Raw genomic sequence first — 20,578 nt, forward strand, 5'->3', positions numbered from 1 at the left:
GAACGCGCGTCGCAGGCCTGCGCGCAAACCCCGAGGTGGCTGGAACGAATTGTGCTGATGATGAAGACGGGCGCGAGGAGCGCCCGTGTCATTCCATCAAAACCATTCGGGAAGAACTCCATGACGAAGAAGACCCAGGCGCGCGCCTGGCGGGTGCTCTCACCCCTGGCGCTTGCATTGACCGTGGCCGGCTGCGGCGGCGGCGGTGGTGGCGGACAGGACAACAACGCGGCGATCGCCGCGGCCATTGCAGCCATCAACGCGGCCAACAACCCGCCCGTCCCGCCTGAAGCCGACAAGGGCTGCCTGATCGGCGACGGCGGCACGCCGGTCGTGGTGGGTTCCGGCGATCCGGGCGACCCCGCCGCGCCCGAACCCGCATCTGGCTACGTGCTCGGTCACAAGCTGGTCTACGCGAAGAACTACATGGTGGTGGCCAACCATCCGCTGGCCACGCGCGCAGGCTGCGACGTGCTCAAGGCAGGCGGCAGCGCCGTCGACGCGGCAGTGGCGGTGCAGGCCGTGCTCGGCCTGGTCGAGCCGCAATCGAGCGGCTTGGGCGGCGGTGCGTTCATGCTGCACTACGACGCGAAGACGAAGAAGGTGCAAGCCTACGACGGACGCGAGATGGCACCCGCCGCGGCCACGGAGAACTACCTGCGCTACGCCGTGCAGACCGATTCGGCCAGCGGGTTGCCCAAGCCCAGCGCCCGCGCCAGCGGCCGCTCTATCGGCACGCCGGGCGCGGTGCGCATGCTCGACGTCGCCTACAAGGACCACGGCAAGCTGCCCTGGAAGGACCTGTTCAGCTACGGCATCACGCTGGCGTCGGACGGCTTCTCGATCGGCGGTCGCATGGCCGCCGCGATCGCCTCGTCGGAAACCAGCCTGAAGCGCGACGCGGAGGCGACGGCCTACTTCTTCAACGCCGACGGCACGCCCAAGGCGCTGGGCACGAAGCTCAAGAACCCGGCCTATGCGAAGACGCTGACCACCCTCGCCACCGAGGGCGCCAACGCTTTCTACACAGGCCCGATCGCGCAGGCCATCGTCGACAAGGTCGGCATCACGACCGCGGCCAACGACGGCTCGGCCATCACGCCCGGCGTGACGACCATGGCCGACATGGCCAACTACGTGGCCAAGCGCCGCGACCCGGTCTGCGGCACTTACCGCGACTACTACGTGTGCAGCATGTCGCCGCCGTCCTCGGGCGGCATCGCGGTAGTGCAGGCGCTGGGCATCCTGGAGACCTTCAACATGGGCCTGTACAAGCCCACCGCCATCGACATCGAGGGCGGCAAGCCGACAGTGATGGGGGTGCACCTGGTGAGCGAGGCCGAGCGCCTGGCCTACGCCGACCGCGACAAGTACGTGGCCGACACCGACTTCATCCCGCTGCCCGGCGGCTCGCCTGACACGATGCTCAACAAGCCCTACCTGCAGCAGCGCGCCAGCCTGATCAGCCTGTCCAAGAGCATGGGCACGGCAACGGCGGGCAATCTGGGCAGCGTGCCGCTGGGCGTCGACAAGACCGAGGAGCACGGCACCACCCACTTCACGGTGGTCGACAAGGAGGGCAACGTCGTGACGATGACGACCACGGTCGAGAGCACGCTCGGCTCGTTCCACATGACGCAGGGCTTCATGCTGAACAACCAGCTGACCGACTTCGCGGCCAACCCGAACGACACCGTGGACCCGAGCATCAAGGTCGCCAACCGCGTCGCTCCGGGCAAGCGCCCGCGCAGCACGATGGCGCCCACGATGGTGTTCAGGAAGAACGGCGACGGCACCATGGGCGAATTCGTGATGGGCACCGGCTCGCCGGGCGGCGGCACCATCATCCAGTACGTGGTGAAGACCGTGGTCGGCGCGCTCGACTGGGGCCTCGATGCGCAGCAGGCGACCTCGCTGGTGGACTTCGGCGCGACCAACAGCCCGAACACCAACGTGGGCGGCGAGCATCCGGCCATCGACACCTCGAACTCGGGCAACAACGATCCGCTGATCACCGGCCTGCGCGCGCTCGGCCATACGGTGAACTTCGGGCCGCAGTCCAGCGGCATCAGCACCATCATCCGCACGACCGTCGGCGGCAAGCCGGTGCTCACCGGCGGTGCCGACCCGCGGCGCGAAGGCATCGTGCTGGGCGATACCTTCACGCCCTGACGGCAAGAAGGCGCAGAGGGCAGGCGCGGCGCCTGCCCTCTGCCTGATTACTTACTTCGCGACTTCCGACACCAGCCGATACAGGAACTCGCGCCCGTCGTACAGGCGCTGGATCTCGATGCGCTCGTCCAGCCCGTGCGCGCGCGCATCGGCTGGCTCCAGGAACATGCCGGTCACGCCGTACATCGGGATGCCGGCGTTGCGCAGGAACCGGCTGTCGGTGGCGCCGGTGCTCATCGCGGGCACCACGGGCACGCCGGGCCACATCTGCTGCGTGAGGGATTCCACCGTCTTCACGAGGTCGCCATTCAGCGGCGAGGCCGGGCTGCGCAGCGGCTTGCCCATGTTGCGCACCACGATCTTGTCGTTGCCCACGGCCTGGGTCAGCAGGCGTTCGACCTCGTCGGGGTCATCGTGTGGGAGGATCCGGCAGTTGACCGTGGCCTTGGCCGATTGCGGCAGCGCATTCTCGGCGTGGCCGGCCTGCACCATCGTCGCCACGCAGGTGGTGCGCAGCTGCGCGTTGTAGGCCGGATTGGCCGTCATGCGCTCGAGCACGCCGGCATCGGGGTTGCCGGTGCCGATGGCACGCATGTCGTCGGCCAACTGGCCGGTGGCGAACGGTGCGCTGCGCGCGAAGTAGGTCTTGGTGACGTCCGCGAGCTTGATCGGGAAGGCGTAGTTGCCCAGCCGCTCCAGCCCCGCGGAGAGCGCATAGATGGGGTTGTTCTTCGTCGGCACCGAGCTGTGGCCGCCCACGTCGCGCGCCTCCAGCATGTAGGTGGTGTACATCTTCTCGGCCACCTGCATGCGGTGCAGGTTCGGCTTGCCGCCGCGCAGCTCGCCGCCGCCGCCTTCGTTGATGCCGAACTCGGCCTGCAGCAGCTCGGGCTTGTTGCTGATGAGCCAGAAGGCGCCGTTGCTCAGCGCATCGCCGCGCTCCTCGTCGGCGGTGAGCGCCAGGATGATGTCGCGGCTGGGCTTGAAGCCCTCCTGCTTGAGCTGCCCCAGCACCGACACCAGCGCAGAGGCCATGGCCTTGTCGTCGATGGAGCCGCGTGCGGTGAAGTAGCCGCCGGTTTCCTGCAGCTTGAACGGATCAGTCTTCCAGTCTTCGCGCCGCGCCTCCACCACGTCGATGTGCGCCAGCAGAAGCAGCGGCTTCTTGCTGCCGTTGCCCTTGAAACGCAGCACCAGGTTGCCCTTCTTCGGGAAGGGTTCGAAGATCTGGATGTCGCCGGGCGCGAAGCCCGATTCGATCAGCCGCTTTTCCATGGCGCGCGCCGCCAGCGTGTTGTCGCCCGTCGAGTGGGTGGTGTTGATCTCGATCAGCTCTTTGTAGATGTCGTGAAAGCGCTGTTGCTGCGGCGTGAGCGAGGCCGGCGGCGTGCTCGTCTGGGCCGACGCACCGGTCATGCCGGCGATGCCGCACAGGGCCAGCGACAGAGCGAGCACGGTCTTGGTGGAACGAAGGGAAAACTGCGAACGGGTCTGCATCCTCATGGTCTTTCTCTCTCCGGGGTTGTTGTGACGGTCAGCATAGCAAGCCAGGCCCCGAATGGCCTCCCGGGACAGGCACACTCCCGACCATGGGCACGCACATGCAATGGGACATCTTCTGCAAGGTCATCGACAACCACGGCGACCTGGGCGTCTGTTGGCGGCTGGCCAGGCAACTGGCTGCGCTGGGCGAGCAGGTACGGCTCTGGATCGACGATGGGACGGCGCTGAACTGGATGGCGCCCGCGGGATACGACGGCGTGAAGGTGATCGACTGGAGCGACCCTGTTGCGGTAGGGGCGGCCGTGGCTGAGCCGGCGCCGGACGTGCTCATCGAGGCCTTCGGCTGCGAGCCGGCACCGGAACTCATTGCACGCTTTGCCACAGCGGCCACGGTTGAAGGCGCGCACCGGGCCTGGGTCAACCTCGAATATCTGTCAGCCGAGCCGTACGTCGAACGCCTGCACGGCCTGCCCTCGCCCGTGTTCAAGGGGCCGGGGGCTGGGCTGACCAAGCGCTTTTTCTATCCGGGCTTCACGTCCGCGACCGGCGGACTGCTCCGAGAGCCCGACCTGCTGGAACGGCAGGCAGGCTTCGATCGAGACTCATGGCTGGCGGCGCAGCAGATTCCCTGGAAAGAAAACGAGCGCCTTGTTTCCCTGTTCTGCTACGAGCCGCCTGCGCTGGCGGCGCTGCTCGCCCAGTTGTCGGAAGGCTCCGAGCCCACCCGGCTGCTGGTGACGGCGGGCCGCGCCGCCAACGCCGTGAAGGCGCACTTTTCGAATGCTTCGGCAGAGAACGCCCCACTCCATGGGCATGGCGCGCTATCGATTTCATACCTCCCCTATCTGACGCAGCCGGATTTCGACCACCTGCTCTGGGCCTGCGACCTGAATTTCGTGCGGGGAGAGGATTCGCTCGTGCGCGCGCTCTGGGCCGGCGCGCCGCTGGTCTGGCAGATCTATCCGCAGGACGACGACGCCCACCACGCCAAGCTGAATGCCTGGCTCGACTGGCTCGGCGCCCCGCCCTCGCTGAGGCGTTTTCACCACGTCTGGAACGGCTTCGACGACGGACCCCTGCCGCCCCTGGAAACGCAGGGCCCATGGCGCGAAACGGCCCGGGCGGCGCGCGACAGGCTGCACGCACAGGACGATCTGGTCACCCAACTGCGGCATCTGATCGTCCAAAAAAGCTAAAATAGCGGGCTTTGCGGATTTCGGCCCGGGCCCATCAGGACCCGAGAAGCTCTTCGCCAAACCTGCCGCGGGACCTGTACCGCGGGGCCAGACACAGCGGCACTAACGTTTCGAACGTCGCCAAGCGTCACTGAAGGCCCCGTGCACCGAGCGGCCAACATCCAGAGAACCTGTTATGAAAATCGCTCAAGAAATCCGCGCCGGCAACGTCATCATGCACGGCAAGGACCCGATGGTCGTCCTCAAGACCGAATACAGCCGCGGCGGCCGCAACTCCGCCACCGTGCGCATGAAGATGAAGAGCCTGATCGCCAACTTCAACACCGAAGTGGTCTTCAAGGCCGACGACAAGATCGACCAGATCGTGCTCGACAAGAAGGAGTGCACCTACTCCTACTTCGCCGACCCGATGTACGTCTGCATGGACGCCGAGTACAACCAGTACGAAGTCGAAGCCGAGAACATGGGCGACGCCCTGAACTACCTGGAAGACGGCATGGCCGTCGAAGTGGTGTTCTACGACGGCAAGGCCATCTCGGTCGAACTGCCGACCAGCGTCGAGCGCGAAATCACCTGGACCGAGCCGGCCGTCAAGGGCGACACCTCGGGCAAGGTCATGAAGCCTGCCAAGATCGCCACCGGCTTCGAAGTCGGCGTGCCCCTCTTCGTGTCGCAAGGCGACAAGATCGAAATCGACACCCGTACCGGCGAATACCGCAAGCGGGTCTAAGGCTCGCCCCCAGGCTGCGCGCACTTCGTGTCGCTTCGCCAACCCCCTACCGGGGGCAACACCTGCGGCCCGGCAAAGCCGGTTCCGCGGTGTTTCACGAAAAAAGCTTCTTTTTCGTTCCGTGTTCAAGGCTCCTTCGGGGGCCTTTTTCGTTTCTTGGGCATGGCGGTTGCAACGCTGCACAATCCCTCAGGTCCTTCTGTCCGAGTCCTTCATGAACAACACGCACGATCTTCACGACAAACGCCTCGCCGATGCCTGGGCCACGCTCCAGGCCCATTCCGAAAAAGGTCTCCCGCTCGATCCCGACCCCTCGCGCATCGCCTTCGCCGACCCGGAGTTCCTGCTGCGCCGCGAGACCCGCGGCATCCGCATGCAGCTGGAGCTGATGAAGCCCGACCTCGAGCAGCGCGCCCACGGCATCGAGAACACCGTGGTGGTTTTCGGCAGCGCCCGCTTTCGCAGCGAGGAAGACGCCGCCGCGCTGATCGCCCAAGCCGATGCCGCCGGCGACGCCGTGGCCGCCGAGCGCTGGCGCCGCCTTGCGCGCAACTCGCACTATTACGAGAAGGCGCGCACCTTCGGCAAGCTGGTCGCGCAGTACAGCAACGGCAAGGAGCCGCAGGACAAGCTCTTCGTCTGTACCGGCGGCGGCCCCGGGATCATGCAGGCGGCCAACCGCGGTGCGCACGAAGGCGGCGGCATCTCGGTCGGCCTGGCGATCGCGCTACCGATGGAAGAAGAAGCCAACCCCTACGTCACGCCGGCGCTGAGCTTCAAGTTCCACTACTTCGCGATCCGCAAGATGCATTTCATGATGCGTGCGAAGGCGCTGGTGGCGTTCCCGGGCGGCTTTGGCACGCTGGACGAGCTGTTCGAAGTCATCACGCTGGTGCAGACGAAGAAGTCCAAGCCGGTGCCGATCGTGCTCTTCGGCTCGGACTACTGGAAGCGGATGATCGACTTCGACTTCCTGGTCGACGAAGGCGTGATCTCGCCGGGCGACGTGAAGCTCTTCGAGTACGTCGACGCGCCCGAAGACGCGTGGGATTACATCAAGCGCTTCTACAAGCTCTGATCACCGCGGACGCTCAGGCGTCGCTGTCGTCGATGACGTCCGGGTGCAGCGCCTGCTCGAAGAACCGCGTGAGCGCACGGGCGCGGCGGCGGCGGTCGGCCAACGGGTCGCCGGCCGGGCCCATGGCCACCGCGTCGTCGGCCACGCCGTGCAGCGCATTGAAGAGGATCACGGCGGTGAGCGTCGCGTCCTCGACCTCCCACACTCCCGCGGCATCCCCCTGCTTCAGCAAGCCGACCAGTTGCGTGATGACCGCGTTGTCATTGCGCATGCGTCGGTTCTCGGGCCTGTATTCGTGAAACACCACGTCGTGCAGCGCGACGTTGTCGAGGTATGTTTCGAGCCCGGTCTCCACCCAGGCCTTCAGTCGCGCATGGTGGTTGCCGGGGCGGTGGCGGTCCATGGCGTTCTGCAGGCGTTCGCAGAAGGTATCGACAAAGCGCTGCTGCAGCGCGCCGAGCATGGCTTCCTTCGACGGAAAGTACAGATAGAACGTGCCCTTGGCCACCTGCGCGCCGGCCGCGATGTCGTCGATGCTGGTGGCGGCGATACCTTTCTCGATGAAGAGGCGCTCGGCGGCGTCCATCAACGCGACGGCGCGGATCTCGGGCGCCTTGGTACGCCGTCGCGGCGCGACTTCGGCCTCGCCTGCAGGGACGGAATCGGCGATCGGGTCACTTCGTGTCATGGCAAATCTCGGTGAACGGAGGGGGCGCGGCGTCGATGACGGTGTCGAGTTGCAGGCTGCGTCGCACAGGCGACTGCCCGCCGAGCCCGGCGAACACGCTGTCGGTGGCGGCGAAGACGCCGACCGGCGGACCGGAGTGCTTCTCGATTGTCAATTCGGGGATTTTCTCGTATTGCTCGGCGGGCATCGTGTGCGCAGTGGCCACGGGAAGCACTTGATCGGGTGTCGATCGAATCCACGTGCTCAAGCGCACAGGCACGAGGGCGGCGGGCATGGCGTTGCGAGGCCTCAGGCTCGAACCGGCAATGCGGCAGCGCGCGGCCTGACGCGCACGAGCAGCCCCGCCGCGAGCAGGCCCGCCACGCCCGCACAGGCCATGGCAGCGTGGAAACCGTCGGCGAGCGCGCCGGTCAGCAGGGTGTGCGCCGTGCCCGAATCGAGCGAGGCCAGTGCGCCCAGGTCATGCCGCGAGACGGCCGCGACGGCCGTGTGTTGCGCATCGCGCAGCCCGGCCTGCTCGAGCGCAGTGGCCAGCAACGCGGTTGCCCGTGTGCTCATCAGCGTGCCGAGCAACGCAATGCCGATCAGCATGCCGGCCTGGCGCAGCGCATTCATCGTGGCCGACGCCATGCCCGAGCGTTGCGCGGGCACGGATGCCATTACCGCCATGCTTGTGGACGGCACCGCCAAGCCAGTGCCTGCACCGAGGAACACGAACAGGAGCGCCAGCAGCACGTAGGGCGTATCGGCCGAGAACAGTGTCAGCAGCATCGAGCTACCGAGAAGCGCGTAGCCCGCGACCATCAGCGTGTGCACCTCAAAGCGCCGCGCCAGCCGGCCGAACTGCGAGGCGATGAGGCCGGTCGCGAGGAACTGCGGCACCAGCCGCCAGCCGGCGTCGCTGGGCGACCAGCCCTGCACCTGCTGCAAGAAAAGCGAGAAGAAGAACAGGCTCGCATATGACGAGAAGCCGAGCACGAACGAGGCGAAATTGGTGGCCGCGAAGCGCGCATCACGGAACAGCGCGAGCGGCAGCAGCGGCCGCGCCACGCGCGCCTCCACCATCAGGAACAGCGCAAGACCGATGACTGCCGCCACAAGTGCGGTCGCGGCACGGCCGGAGCCCCAGCCGTACTCGCCGGCCGCGATCAGCCCATAGGTCAGCGCACCGAGCCACAGCACGCTGAGCACCTGCCCGACCGGATCGAGCGCCGCATGCTCGGGGTGCGAACTCTCCCGAATTCCCCAAAGCCCGAGCCCCACGGTCAACACGCCGATGGGCAGGTTGATGAGAAAGATGCTTTGCCAGCCCGCGCTGTCCACCAGCAGCCCGCCGAGCATCGGCCCGAGGATCAGCGACAGCGCCGTGAACGACGACCAGCCGCCGATCACCCGCGCCCGGCTGGCAGGTTCGGGAAAAGCATGCGCCAGGAGCGAGAGCGCGCCGGGGATCATCAGCGCACCGGCCACGCCCTGCACCGCCCGCCCTGCCAACAGGGTGGAAAGACTGCCGGCCATCGCGCACATCGCCGAACCCAGCGTGAACACGACCACGCCGGCCAGCCATGCGCGCTTGCGGCCATAGCGGTCGCCCACCGGCCCCGCCGAGAGGATGAAGGCCGAGAGGCACAGCGCGTAGATATCGATCACCCACTGCAGCCCGGCCAGATCGGTGGCGAGCGCGCGCTGCAACGTGGGCAGTGCCACGTTGACGATGCTCACGTCGAGCGTGGCGATGAAGCTACCGAGATACACCGCCGCCACGAGCGCGATGCGGCGGCGCGGATCGGTCTGGGCGGGATTCACGGAGTCCATGGATGCCTTCGGCGCGTTGAAGAAGGCGCCGATACTGACTTCGAGTCATTAAAAAGTCAACTCAGATGAGAATTGATCTTGTTTGCGACGTGGACTTCGCGCCCCCTAAAGCTTCAACCCCCAGGTCGCCCGCGCCCCCAGCGCCAGCACCCCGCCGACGACCCAGAACACGCCCGCAATGCCGATCAATGCCCCGAGCGAGCCGAACAGCATTGGCATCGCCACGCTCGACGCGTTGATGGTCATGAGCCGCAGACCCAGCGCCTCGCCGTGCCGCGCGTGCGGAGTGATCTGGTGCAGCATGCTCATCACCATCGGCTGCACTGCACCGAGCGCAAAGCCGAGCACCACCGAGCAGATGCCCATGCTCCAGGCCGAATCGAGCAACGGATACACCGCGAACATCGCCGCGGTGACGATGGTGGAACTCAGGATCACGCTGCGCTCCGAGGCGCGCGAGGCGATGAGTGGCAGCACCACACGGATCGCCGCCGCCGCGATGGCGAACGCGCCGAGGATCGAGCCGATCACCGAGGCGCTGATGCCGCGGTCGTGCCCGAGCACGGGCAACACGAAGGCATGCACGTCCCAGCTGGACGATTGCAGCCAATTCACGAAGAGCAGCCGGCGGAACATCGGCTCGCGCAACAGGTCCCAGGCCCGTGTTGGCGCAGCACCGGCGATGGGCGCTGTGCGCGGCGGTTCATGCGCACCGCGCGCAAGAAGCCAGCAAAGGACCGGCAGAAAAGCCATCACCGCGAAGCAGACGCGAAAAGCCAGCATGTCGGCCGCCGCACGGCCGGCGTGGTCGATCAGCATGCCGGCCAGGAACGGCCCGACGAAATTGGCCGCCGCGGGTGCGATGGCCAGCCAGCTGAACACGCGCTTGAGCTGCGTCGCGTTGGTGGCCGAGCGGCCCACGTGCCGCTGCAAGGCGATGACGGTCGCACCGGTAGCGCCACCGGTCAGCAGCGCCGAGATGCACATGACCGGAAAGATCGGAAACACCAGCACCAGCCCCGCGCCGCCCGAAGCCGCGATCACAGACCACCAGAGCGGCCGCTTGAGTCCGTGCCGGTCGGCGAACCGCCCCGCTGGCAGCGCCAGGAAAACCTGCGTCAACGCGAACAGCGCGATCAGCACGCCGACCGCCGCCGCGCTGTAGCCCTGTTGCAGCGCCAGCAGCGGCGTTGCCAGTCGCATGCCGGCCATCGTGGCGTGCAGGCAGACCTGGGCGCCGATGACTCGCAGCAGTTCGGAGCCTTTCACGGGGTGTCTTCGCCCTCGCTGTCGGCTGTCGGGGGCAGCAGCACCTGCGATTGCGCCTCGGGCAACGCCTCGACCTTGCGCAGCGCCAGGCGCATCTGCTTGGCGCGCGTGTCGGCCTTGTCGAGCGTGTCGGAGGCCTTGGCCACCTGCTCCTTGATGCGCGCGACCCACTCGCCATAGCGCTCGAACTCGGTCTTGACCGCGCCCAGCACCTTCCACACCTCGGAGGCCTGCTGCTCCAGCGCGAGCGTGCGAAAGCCCATGTGCAGGCTGTTGAGCATCGCAAGCAAGGTGGTCGGGCCGGCCAGCGTCACGCGGTGCTGGCGCTGGATGGCGTCCATCAGGCCGGGGCGGCGCAGTACCTCGGCATAAAGGCTCTCGACCGGCAGGAAAAGAATCGCGAAATCGGTCGTGTGCGGCGCGGCGAGGTAGTTCTCGGCGATCGAGCGGGCCTCCAGGCGGATGCGCGCTTCGAGCGCCTTGGCCGCGAGTTCGGCAGCGGGCGCATCGGCACGCTCGTGCGCATCGATCAGGCGCTCGTAGTCGTCGCGCGGAAACTTCGCGTCGATGGGCAGCCACACCGGCGCACCGTCGTCGCCGCGGCCCGGAAAGCGGATCGCGAAATCGACCCGCTGACCGCTGCGCGGCTTGGTCTCGATCTGCTTGGCGTACTGCTCGGGGGTGAGCACCTGCTCGAGCAGCGCTTCGAGCTGCACCTCGCCGAACACGCCGCGCGTCTTCACGTTGGTCAGCACGCGCTGCAGGCTGCCGACGCCCACGGCCAGCGTCTGCATTTCGCCCAGGCCCTTGTGCACCTGCTCGAGCCGGTCGGCCACCTGCTTGAAGCTCTCGCCCAGGCGCGCCTCCAGCGTGCTCTGAAGCTTCTCGTCGACGGTCTTGCGCATCTCGTCGAGCTTGGCGGTGTTGCTCTGCTGCAGCTGCGCGAGCTGCGTTTCCATCGTCGTGCGCACTTCGGCCAGGCGCCGCGCGTTCGATTCGCTCAGGCCCTGCAACTGGTTGTTGAGCGTATCGGCCAGCGACTTCTGCAGCGAGGCGAGCTGCAGCGAGAAGGCGTCGAGCTGCGCGTTCTGCGTGCGCGTGGCCTCGGCGCCCTGCTGCACCAGCGACTGCTGGAAGGTGGCGAAGGCCTGCGCGGTTTCCTGTCTCGTGCCGCGCGAGCTTTCGCCGATGTCGTTGCGCAGTTCGCGTTCGGTGCGTTCGTTGGCCGCGGCCAATGCGGCCAACATGCCCAGCATCTCGCCATGGTCCGGCTTGGGCTGCCGGCGCGCGAGCAGCCAGATCACCAGCACGAGCTGCACGACGGCGAGCGCAGCCAGCGCGGGAAGAATCAACTCAGTCAGTTCCAAGGTGGGTCGCTGGATTGGAGGCAGGTGTCGTGTTTACTTCGTGGCCGCCGGAACGGGCGTGACAGGCGTGAGCGGCCCCTTGCCGCTGAAGTAGGCGATGAGGTTGTCGGCCGCGAGGTCGGCCATGGCGCGGCGCGTGGGCACGGTCGCGCTCGCGATGTGCGGCGTGAGCACCACGTTGGGCACGGTCAGCAGGTCGGGGTGGACCTTGGGTTCGCCCTCGAACACGTCCAGGCCGGCTGCGGCGATGCGCTTCTCGCGCAGCGCCACGGCCAGCGCCGCGTCGTCCACGATGCCGCCGCGCGCGATGTTGATCAGCGTGGCGGTCGGCTTCATCAGCGCGATTTCGGCAGCGCCGATGGTGTGGTGCGAAGCGGGCGAGTAAGGCACGACCAGCACGACGTGGTCGGCGGTCTTCAGCAGCTCTTCCTTGCCGACGTAGCTGGCCTTGCATTCGGCTTCGAGCGCCGCATCGAGACGCGAGCGGTTGTGATAGATCACCTTCATGCCGAAGCCGTGCGCACCGCGCTTGGCAATGCCCTGTCCGATGCGGCCCATGCCGATGATGCCGAGCGTCGAGCCATGGATGTCGGAGCCCGCGAACATGTCGTAGCTCCACTTCTCCCACTTGCCGGCACGCAGGAAATGCTCGCTCTCGGTGATGCGGCGCGCAGTTGCCATGAGCAGTGCGAAGCCGAAGTCGGCCGTGGTCTCGGTCAGCACGTCGGGCGCGTTGGTGCCGAGCACGCCGTGCGCGGCCATCGCGTCGACGTCGAAGTTGTTGTAGCCCACGGCCATGTTGGCGCAGATCTTCAGATCGGGGTTCGCGTCGAGCACGGCCGCGTCGATGCGCTCGCTGCCGGTGGTGAAGGCGCCCTGCTTGCCCTTGAGCTTCGCAATAAGTTGTTCCTTGCTCCAGGTTTCGTCGGACTGGTTCGACTCGACCTCGAAATGCTGCGACAGGCGTTCGATGGTTTCGGGAAAGATCGCGCGCGCGACCAGGATCTTGGGCTTGCTCATGATGTTGTTTGCACTCAACGGAAGAAGAGGAAGGTGGAGAGGACGAACAGCGGAACCAGGATGGCCACGGACCACGCCATGTAGCCGAAGAAGCTCGGCATGCGCACGCCGCGGCTCTCGGCGATGGCCTTGACCATGAGGTTGGGCGCGTTGCCGATGTAGGTGTTGGCGCCCATGAAGACGGCGCCGGCCGAGATGGCCGCCAGGGTGCTCGCGTAGGTGGTCATGAGCGCCGCCGGGTCACCGCCCGCAGTGTTGAAGAACACGAGATACGTCGGCGCGTTGTCCAGGAATGAACTCAGCACGCCGGTGGCCCAGAAGTACATCGCCGGGTCGGGCTGGCCGTCGGCACGCGTCACGGCCGAGACGATGGCGCCGAACGGGCCCTGCGTGCCGGCCTTGAGCATCGCGATCACCGGGATGATGGTGAGGAAAATGCCTGCGAAGAGCTTGGCCACCTCGGCCATCGGCTCCCATTCGAACTGGTTGTCGGCGTGCACCTTGGGCGCAGTGAGCTTGTAGGAGACGATGGCGATCAGCAGCAACCCCACGTCGCGCACCAGCCCCGGCAGGCCGACGTCGGTGCCGAACACATCGAAGCTCACCGGCGATTTCCAGAAGCCGCTCAGCAGCACCAGCGCGACCACGCCACCCAGCAGCCAGAAGTTGGCGGCGCCGTCGAAGCCCAGGCGCTGCGTCTCGGGGGTCGTCGGTGTCGGGTCGACCGGGAGCACGCCTTCCTTGCGGTAGTAGTGGCGGTCGATGGCATAGAACAGCGCCAGCAGCACGCCCAGAATGAAGAGCGTTTCGAAGAGGATGTTCTGCGCAGTCCAGAAGAAGCCCACGCCCTTGAGAAAGCCAAGGAACAACGGCGGGTCGCCCAATGGCGTGAGCGCGCCGCCTGCGTTCGAGACGATGAAGATGAAGAACACGATCACGTGCACCTTGTGCACGCGGTCGTCGTTCGCGCGGATCAGCGGCCGGATCAGCAGCATCGAGGCGCCTGTCGTCCCCATGAAGCTCGCGAGCACGGCGCCGATGGCAAGGATTGCCGTGTTGAGCCCCGGCGCCCCGCGCAGGTTGCCGCGGATGTGGATGCCGCCCGCCACCGTGAAGAGCGCCGTCAGAAGGATGATGAACGGGATGTACTCGGCCACCAGCGCATGCACCAGCTGCATGCCCGCCAGCCCCGCGCCGTAGGTGGCGGCAAAAGGCAGCAGGAAGGTCAGCGCCCAGGCGGCGGAAATCTTGCCGTAGTGGTGGTGCCAGAAGGACGGAGCCAGCAGCGGCAGCAGCGCGATCGACAACAGGATGCCGGCGAACGGCACGCCCCAGAGCGGCGAGAGCGAGGCACCGTCGAAATCGGCAGCGAAAGCGAGGGCCGGAAAGAGCATCGGCAGCGCCGCGGCTGCCGTGAGGCGAAGGGTTCTGTTCATGGGTGCCGTACCGTACCAGACGCTGTGTGCTGTCCTGCAAATAGCTGCGCAAAATGAAATTGCGCCGTTGGCGCCAGGGCAAGGCGCAAACCGCAGCGATACCCGGAGGTATCGCGAGGATTTGCAACACCGCCCTGGCGTGAACGGCGCGATTTCATGCGCAGCTATTTGCGGGACAGCACACCGGGTCAGGCGGCCGGCTGCTCGATCTCGAACACCTGGCGCAGGTAGGCCAGGTATTTTTCGTCCTCGCACATGTTCTTGGACGGCGTGTCCGACAGCTTGGCCACCGGCTGGCCGTTGCAGTTGATCATCTTGATGACGATCTGCAGCGGCTCGTAGCCCAGGTCGTTGGTGAGGTTGGTGCCGATGCCGAAGGCCAGCTGGCAGCGGCCGCGGAACTGCTGGTAGAGCTCGATGGTGCGCGGCACCGTGAGGCCATCGCTGAAGATCAGCGTCTTGGTGAGCGGATCGACCCGGTTCGCCACGTAGTGCGCCAGCATGCGCTCGCCCCACTGGAACGGGTCGCCGCTGTCGTGGCGGGCGCCGTCGAAGAGCTTGCAGAAGTACAGGTCGAAGTCGCGCAGGAACGCGCTCATGCCGTACACGTCGGACAGCGCGATGCCCAGGTCGCCGCGGTATTCGCGCGCCCAGCTCTCGAAGCCGAAGATCTGGCTGTCGCGCAGCCGCGGGCCGAGCGCCTGGCAGGCCTGCAGGTATTCATGCGCCATGGTGCCCAGCGGGATCAGGCCCAGCTTCATGGCGTACAGCACGTTGCTGGTGCCGGCGAGCTGCGGCAGTCGGACACCGGGCTTGGCCTGCATCGACGGCGGCGTGACGGCACCAAGGCGCGAGTTCAGGGTGCGCAGCACCTCTTCGTGCCAGTCCTTGGAGAAGCGGCGGCGCGTGCCGTAGTCGGCGATCTTGAGGTCGGCGAGGCCCGCGTCCTGCAGCTGGGCGATCTTGGTCTCGAGGCGGCGGCGGCCTTCCTCGATGTCGGGCTTCTTCTGCGTGTTGCGGAAGTACACCTCGTTGACGATGGCCAGCACCGGGATCTCGAACAGGATGGTGTGCAGCCACGGCCCCTGGATGCGGATCTCGAGCTCGCCCGAGGGCTGGGGAATGATGTTGATGTACTTCTCGTTGAGCCTGAAGAGGCCCAGGAAGTCGACGAAGTCGCTCTTGATGAAGCGCATGGACCGCAGGTAGGCCAGTTCGGCATCGCGGAACTGCAGCGAGCAGAGGCTGCGTACCTCGTCGCGGATCTGGCCCGCGAACTGCGCCAGGTCGACCCCGGGGTTGCGGCACTTGAAGCGGTACTCGACCCGGGCGCCCGGGAAGTGGTGCAGCACCACCTGCATCATCGTGAACTTGTAGAGGTCGGTGTCGAGCAGGCTGTGGATGATCATGGTCGTCGTCTGTGCGCGGTCGCGGTGTCTCAAACTTTTCGGCGTCCGTTCGATTATCACGGTGCGCGTCGGCCTCTGCCTACGGGGGCTGCACAGCACGTCCTACCGGCAGGGTGAATGGCTCACGGGACATTGATTTCACGGCGGCAACACGGCCCGCCGAATCAACCTCTCAAGGAGATTCGCAATGAACAAGGACACCATCGAAGGCAACTGGAAACAGCTCAAGGGCAAGGTCAAGGAGCAATGGGGCAAGCTGACCGACGACGACTTCGACGTCATCGCCGGCAAGCGCGACCAGCTGCTCGGCCGCATCCAGGAACGCCACGGCATCAGCCGCGACGAAGCCGAGAAACAAGTCAAGGACTGGGAATCGCGCGATGGCCGCACGGCCGATTCGCTCTGGTTCGAAAAGTCCTGATAAGGACCTGATCAGCAGCAAGTCCGCGGGACTGTCTCGCGGCACCACCGAATTCAATCACCTCGAAGGAAAACTCCAATGAAAAAACATCTGCTCATGCTCGCCCTCGCCTCCACCTGCTTCGTTGCCACGCAAGCCAGCGCGATGACCGGTGACGAACACAAGGTCGCCAAGGAAAAGATCGAGGCCGACTACAAGGTCGCCAAGGCCCAGTGCGACACGCTGAAGGACAACGCCAAGGACGTCTGCCAGAAGGAAGCCAAGGGCAAGGAAGACGTTGCCAAGGCCGAGCTGGAACAGCAATACAAGCCGAGCGACAGCAATGCGCGCAAGGTGGCTGAAGAAAAGGTGAAGGCCACCTACGAAGTCGCGAAGGAAAAGTGCGACGACCAGAGCGGCGATGCCAAGTCGGCTTGCGTGAAGCAGGCCAAGGCGGACGAAGACAAGGGCAAGGCCGACATCAAGGCCATGAAGAAGGCGATGTAAGAAGCCTTTGCGGTCAGAAGGCCGCATGACAAAAGACGACGGCGCCCTCGGGCGCCGTTCTTCATGGTGCGGCGGTCAGGCTTTCAGCGCATCGACCACGCGTTGCAGGGCCTCGGGCAACGGCATCGGCCGTTGCGTGGTCCGATCGACGTACACATGAACGAAGTGGCCCTGCGCAGCGGCGGTGTCGGCGCCTTCTGCAAAAAGCGCGATCTCGTAGCGCACGCTCGAACGCCCGGCCTGTGCCACGCGGATGCCCGCCTCCACCGTCTGCGGGAACGCGATCGGCGCGAAGTAGTTGCACTGCGTTTCGACCACGAAGCCGATCGTCTGGCCGTGGTGGATGTCGAGTGCGCCGCGTTCAATGAGGAGGGCATTCACCGCCGTGTCGAACCAGCTGTAGTAGACGACGTTGTTGACGTGGCCGTACATGTCGTTGTCGGCCCAGCGCGTCGGGATGCTGCGGAACGCGCGGTAGCTGCTGCGGGAATTCGGCGTGGGTTTGGCGGCGGAGGAGCTCATCGCGCGGCATTCTGCCAGCGGCGCCAGTAGTCGAAAGCCACCCGGAAGGTGCCGAGCTGCACCTGCACGGTCTCGGCGATGTCGCTGGCATAGCCACCGGCCATTGCGAAGGCCACGGGGATGCGGCGCTGCCAGGTCCAGTCGAAGACGCGGCGGTCTCGCGCCTCCAGGCCGTCGAAGCTGAGTTTCAGGCGGCCCAGGCGGTCGCGCTCGAAGGGATCGGCGCCTGCCAGATAGATCACGAGGCCGGGGGAGAAGCGGCGGTCGAGCTCGTCCAGGGCATGTTCCAGGGCGGTGAGGTAGTCGGCGTCGCCACAGCCGTCGGGCAGTTCGACGTCCAGGTCGCTGGCCTCCTTGCGGAACGGGAAGTTTTTCTGGCCGTGAACCGACAGGGTGAAGACGCTCGGGTCGTTCCGGAAGATGCTGGCGGTGCCGTTGCCCTGGTGCACATCGAGATCGATCACCGCCACCTTGAGCAGGCGGCCGCTGCGGCCGTGCTCCGCCTGCATCAGCCGGGCGGCCACGGCGGCGTCGTTGAAGACACAGAAGCCGCCGCCCTTGTCGGCATAGGCGTGGTGCGTGCCGCCCGCCATGTTCGCCGCGATGCCTCCGGCAAATGCGGCGCGGCAGGCGGCGATGGTGGCCCCCGTGGAGCGGCGCGAGCGCTCGACCATTGCCTCGCTCCAGGGAAAACCGATCTCGCGCATGGCCTGCGGGCTCACGCTGCCGTCGCTGATGGCGGCGATCCATTGCGGGGTGTGGGCCAGCGCCAGTTCGCCGTCGCTGGCGCGGGGAGCCTGGTCCATCTCGATGGCGGGCAGGTGCTCCTCGAGGCGGTCGCGCAACAGGGCGTAGCGCGACATGGGAAAGCGATGCCCCGGTGGCAAGGGCAACACGAACTGGCCGGAATAGAAGGCGCGCATGCCTGGCATTCTGCGATGCGGACCCGTTTTAGAAAGTGACCTCTAGATTGCTGCACAGCAGCAAAAACCCCTTGATCGCAAAACTCAGCTGCCTATACTTGAGGCCATGCTGCACCGCAACAAAGACGACGAGGCGCAGCGCAACGTGAATTGACCACCATCCCTTCTGGAGATCTCAAATGGCCCTGACCGCTGACCAAATCCTCGCCGCCCAAAAAGCAAACCTCGAAACCCTGTTCGGCCTGACCACCAAGGCTTTCGAAGGCGTCGAGAAGCTCGTCGAACTGAACGTGACCGCGTCGAAGGCTGCCCTGGCCGAAGCCGCCGGCACCGCCCAAGCCGCCCTGAACGTCAAGGACGCACAAGAACTGCTGACGCTGCAAGCCAGCCTGTTCCAACCCCTGGCCGAAAAGACCGCCGCCTACAGCCGTCACCTGTACGACATCGCCCAAGGCACCGGCGCAGAGTTCTCCAAGGCTTTCGAAGCCAAGGCCACTGAAGCCCAGCAAGCCTTCGTCGGCCTGGTCGACAGCGCTTCCAAGAATGCTCCCGCCGGTTCGGAAACCGCCGTTGCCGTCCTGAAGAGCGCCGTGGCTGCCGCCAACAACGCATTCGAATCGGTCCAGAAGGCTGTCAAGCAAGCCTCCGACGTCGCCGAAGCCAACTTCAATGCCGTGTCGACGCAAGCCGTCGCCGCCGCCAAGACGGCCACCGCTTCGCGCAAGCGTTAAGCACTGACCACCACCAGTTGTCTCCTTGGGTCCTCACGGATCCAATTCAGGGCCTCATCTTCGGATGAGGCCTTTTTTTTGGCCCGGCGAGCCTCTTCGATAATGCCGGTCTTATTTCAGGAGACTCTTCATGCAGATCGACGGCAAGGTTTTTATCGTGACCGGAGGCGCTTCGGGCCTCGGCGAAGGCGCAGCGCGCATGCTGGCCGCGAACGGCGGCAAGGTGGTGATCGCCGACATGCAGGCTGAAAAGGGCGAAGCCGTCGCCAAGGACATCGGCGGCGTGTTCGTCAAGTGCGACGTGAGTCAGGAAGCCGACGGCCAAGCCGCCGTTGCGGCCGCCACGAAGCTCGGCAAGCTCGTCGGCCTCGTCAACTGCGCCGGCATCGCCCCGGCCGAGAAGACCGTGGGCAAGAATGGCCCGCACGCACTCGCCGTGTTCAGCAAGACCGTCACGGTCAACCTGATCGGCAGCTTCAACATGATCCGCCTCGCGGCCGACGCGATGAGCAAGAACGAGCCCGAAGCCACCGGCGAACGCGGCGTGCTGATCTCGACCGCTTCGGTCGCGGCCTACGACGGCCAGATCGGCCAGGCCGCCTACAGCGCCTCGAAGGGCGGCGTGGTCGGCATGACCCTGCCCATCGCCCGCGACCTCGCACGCAACGGCATCCGCAACATGACCATCGCCCCCGGGATCTTCGGCACGCCCATGCTGTTCGGCATGCCGCAGGAAGTGCAGGACGCGCTGGCCGCCAGCGTGCCCTTCCCTTCGCGCCTGGGCACGCCCGAGGACTACGCCAAGCTCGCCAAGCACATCATCGAGAACGACATGCTCAACGGCGAGGTGATTCGTCTGGACGGAGCGATTCGACTCCCTCCACGCTGACACCGGGCACTGCGGGCGGCACGGCGGTGCTGCCAGTGCGGTCCAGCCGCTCGTACTGGGCGATCACCTGGGCGCCCAGCAGCACCAGCGTGGCGGCGATCTCCAGACTCAGCAGAACGACGATCGCGGTGGTCAGCGAGCCGTAGACCACGTTCACTTGCGAGAGCGTCGAGAAGTACCAGATCAGCACCCGCCGCGTCGCCTCCCAGAGCAGCGCGGCGGTCACGCCGCCCAGCAGCGCGTGGCGCAGCGACATCCGGCCGGCGGGCATCACGAGATACAGCGAGGTCAGCATGAAGATCTCGCCCCCCAGTCCGAGCAGGTACAGCAGCAGCCCCGACACGCCCGAGAGCGACCATTCGCGCCCGAACAGGTCCACGCTCTCCTGCCCCACCAGCTGCAGCGCGCCCGATACCAGCGTGACCAGCAGCAGCCCCACGCAGAGGCACAGGATGTAGATATATGGCATGGCCACCGAGACCAGGAAGTGGCGCTTGTGGTCGGCCTTGCGGTGGTGAAAGATCACCGCCATCGCGCTTTCGAGGATGCTGAAGGCGAGCGAGCTGAAGAAGATCATCGTCACCAGCAGCACCGGGCCCATCACGTCGCGATGGTCGAGAAAGCTCGACAGCTCCGCCACGATCGCCTTCGATTGCCCCGGCAGCAGCCATTCGAGGTACCGGCCGATGGTGCGCAGCAATTCGGCCTGTTCGATGATGTGCGACATCGCAATCACGCTCACGATCAGGAGCGGCACGATGGACAGGAGCGCGTAATACGCCACCGCCCCCGCGAGCAGCAGCCCCTGGTTCGCGCGAAAGGCCTTCAGCGCATCCCAGATGAATCGGAGCGGGTGCCGCAGCAGCGGCGCGGCGTGTTGCAATGGGTTGGGCGTCGTCATGCGTTGAGGGGAATCCGGATCG

The 20,578-nt window shown here is 66.1% G+C and carries 20 protein-coding genes; 8 read left to right on the plus strand and 12 right to left on the minus strand.

The annotated features are described in order from the left end of the window. Positions 1-120: 120 nt before the first annotated feature. A complete protein-coding gene (gene ggt / locus J2W23_RS04125; protein WP_307647764.1) occupies positions 121-2,172 on the plus strand; it encodes a gamma-glutamyltransferase in 2,052 nt (683 codons plus the stop codon). Positions 2,173-2,223: 51 nt separating this feature from the next. Here the strand turns inward: ggt and J2W23_RS04130 are convergent, their stop codons facing one another. Further along, positions 2,224-3,675, minus strand: a complete 1,452-nt coding sequence (locus tag J2W23_RS04130) for a M20/M25/M40 family metallo-hydrolase (protein WP_176658494.1) — start codon at positions 3,673-3,675, stop codon at positions 2,224-2,226. A gap of 86 nt (positions 3,676-3,761) precedes the next feature. On the opposite strand from J2W23_RS04130, the gene earP reads away from it, so the two are divergent. From earP to J2W23_RS04145, 3 genes are all read left to right on the plus strand, one after another. Further along, positions 3,762-4,871 (plus strand): elongation factor P maturation arginine rhamnosyltransferase EarP, encoded by a 1,110-nt coding sequence (gene earP, locus J2W23_RS04135; RefSeq protein ID WP_307647765.1) that lies wholly within the window; start codon positions 3,762-3,764, stop codon positions 4,869-4,871. Between the two features lie 175 nt (positions 4,872-5,046). Beyond that, positions 5,047-5,601 carry an elongation factor P gene (efp, locus tag J2W23_RS04140; protein ID WP_062479082.1) on the plus strand — a complete coding sequence of 185 codons (555 nt, stop codon included), beginning with the start codon at positions 5,047-5,049 and terminating at the stop codon, positions 5,599-5,601. A gap of 214 nt (positions 5,602-5,815) precedes the next feature. Then, positions 5,816-6,679, plus strand: a complete 864-nt coding sequence (locus J2W23_RS04145; RefSeq protein ID WP_176658496.1) for an LOG family protein — start codon at positions 5,816-5,818, stop codon at positions 6,677-6,679. 13 nt (positions 6,680-6,692) lie between these two features. Here the strand turns inward: J2W23_RS04145 and J2W23_RS04150 are convergent, their stop codons facing one another. The 8 genes from J2W23_RS04150 to pncB form a co-directional block, all read right to left on the minus strand. Further along, a complete protein-coding gene (locus J2W23_RS04150; RefSeq protein WP_307647766.1) occupies positions 6,693-7,367 on the minus strand; it encodes a TetR/AcrR family transcriptional regulator in 675 nt (224 codons plus the stop codon). Then, positions 7,354-7,641: a hypothetical protein gene (locus J2W23_RS04155; RefSeq protein WP_307647767.1), complete on the minus strand. Its 288-nt coding sequence runs from the start codon at positions 7,639-7,641 to the stop codon at positions 7,354-7,356. Before J2W23_RS04155 ends, J2W23_RS04150 begins: the two co-directional genes overlap by 14 nt. 14 nt (positions 7,642-7,655) lie before the next feature. Further along, entirely contained in the window at positions 7,656-9,182 is a 1,527-nt protein-coding gene (locus J2W23_RS04160; protein ID WP_307647768.1) for a DHA2 family efflux MFS transporter permease subunit, read from the minus strand. A 105-nt stretch (positions 9,183-9,287) separates the two neighbouring features. Then, positions 9,288-10,451 carry an MFS transporter gene (locus J2W23_RS04165; protein WP_176658500.1) on the minus strand — a complete coding sequence of 388 codons (1,164 nt, stop codon included), beginning with the start codon at positions 10,449-10,451 and terminating at the stop codon, positions 9,288-9,290. Further along, on the minus strand, positions 10,448-11,812 hold the full coding sequence (locus tag J2W23_RS04170; RefSeq protein WP_176658996.1) for a DNA recombination protein RmuC: 1,365 nt from the start codon (positions 11,810-11,812) through the stop codon (positions 10,448-10,450). The genes J2W23_RS04165 and J2W23_RS04170 overlap by 4 nt, the downstream gene beginning before the upstream one ends. Before the next feature lie 39 nt (positions 11,813-11,851). Beyond that, positions 11,852-12,838 carry a 2-hydroxyacid dehydrogenase gene (locus J2W23_RS04175; RefSeq protein WP_307647769.1) on the minus strand — a complete coding sequence of 329 codons (987 nt, stop codon included), beginning with the start codon at positions 12,836-12,838 and terminating at the stop codon, positions 11,852-11,854. 14 nt (positions 12,839-12,852) lie between these two features. Next, positions 12,853-14,274 carry a sodium:proton antiporter gene (locus tag J2W23_RS04180; protein WP_307647770.1) on the minus strand — a complete coding sequence of 474 codons (1,422 nt, stop codon included), beginning with the start codon at positions 14,272-14,274 and terminating at the stop codon, positions 12,853-12,855. Between the two features lie 188 nt (positions 14,275-14,462). Further along, positions 14,463-15,683, minus strand: a complete 1,221-nt coding sequence (pncB, locus tag J2W23_RS04185; RefSeq protein WP_307647771.1) for a nicotinate phosphoribosyltransferase — start codon at positions 15,681-15,683, stop codon at positions 14,463-14,465. Positions 15,684-15,870: 187 nt separating this feature from the next. Here pncB and J2W23_RS04190 point away from each other — a divergent pair, with 187 nt between their 5' ends. Both J2W23_RS04190 and J2W23_RS04195 read left to right on the plus strand, forming a co-directional pair. After that, on the plus strand, positions 15,871-16,104 hold the full coding sequence (locus J2W23_RS04190; protein ID WP_176658504.1) for a CsbD family protein: 234 nt from the start codon (positions 15,871-15,873) through the stop codon (positions 16,102-16,104). A gap of 78 nt (positions 16,105-16,182) precedes the next feature. Further along, positions 16,183-16,590 carry a hypothetical protein gene (locus tag J2W23_RS04195; RefSeq protein ID WP_176658505.1) on the plus strand — a complete coding sequence of 136 codons (408 nt, stop codon included), beginning with the start codon at positions 16,183-16,185 and terminating at the stop codon, positions 16,588-16,590. Positions 16,591-16,665: 75 nt separating this feature from the next. Here J2W23_RS04195 and J2W23_RS04200 read toward each other — a convergent pair whose 3' ends face one another. Together J2W23_RS04200 and J2W23_RS04205 are read right to left on the minus strand one after the other, a co-directional pair. Then, positions 16,666-17,112: an acyl-CoA thioesterase gene (locus J2W23_RS04200; protein WP_176658506.1), complete on the minus strand. Its 447-nt coding sequence runs from the start codon at positions 17,110-17,112 to the stop codon at positions 16,666-16,668. After that, the gene (locus J2W23_RS04205; RefSeq protein ID WP_373423870.1) at positions 17,109-18,044 is read right to left on the minus strand and encodes a histone deacetylase family protein; all 936 of its coding nucleotides are present in this window, start codon (positions 18,042-18,044) and stop codon (positions 17,109-17,111) included. Before J2W23_RS04205 ends, J2W23_RS04200 begins: the two co-directional genes overlap by 4 nt. A 170-nt stretch (positions 18,045-18,214) precedes the next feature. Between J2W23_RS04205 and J2W23_RS04210 the strand changes: the two genes are divergently transcribed. Together J2W23_RS04210 and J2W23_RS04215 are read left to right on the plus strand one after the other, a co-directional pair. Then, complete coding sequence (locus tag J2W23_RS04210; RefSeq protein ID WP_176658508.1) at positions 18,215-18,766, plus strand: phasin family protein; 552 nt, start codon at positions 18,215-18,217, stop codon at positions 18,764-18,766. 130 nt (positions 18,767-18,896) lie between these two features. Next, on the plus strand, positions 18,897-19,655 hold the full coding sequence (locus J2W23_RS04215; RefSeq protein WP_176658509.1) for a 3-hydroxyacyl-CoA dehydrogenase: 759 nt from the start codon (positions 18,897-18,899) through the stop codon (positions 19,653-19,655). Here J2W23_RS04215 and J2W23_RS04220 read toward each other — a convergent pair. Continuing rightward, a complete protein-coding gene (locus tag J2W23_RS04220; RefSeq protein WP_307647773.1) occupies positions 19,603-20,556 on the minus strand; it encodes a YihY/virulence factor BrkB family protein in 954 nt (317 codons plus the stop codon). The two genes, J2W23_RS04215 and J2W23_RS04220, sit on opposite strands and share 53 nt — an antisense overlap. Positions 20,557-20,578: the final 22 nt, after the last annotated feature.

The sequence above is a fragment of the Variovorax boronicumulans genome (genome assembly GCF_030812215.1).
Classification (GTDB): Bacteria; Pseudomonadota; Gammaproteobacteria; order Burkholderiales; family Burkholderiaceae_C; genus Variovorax; species Variovorax boronicumulans_C.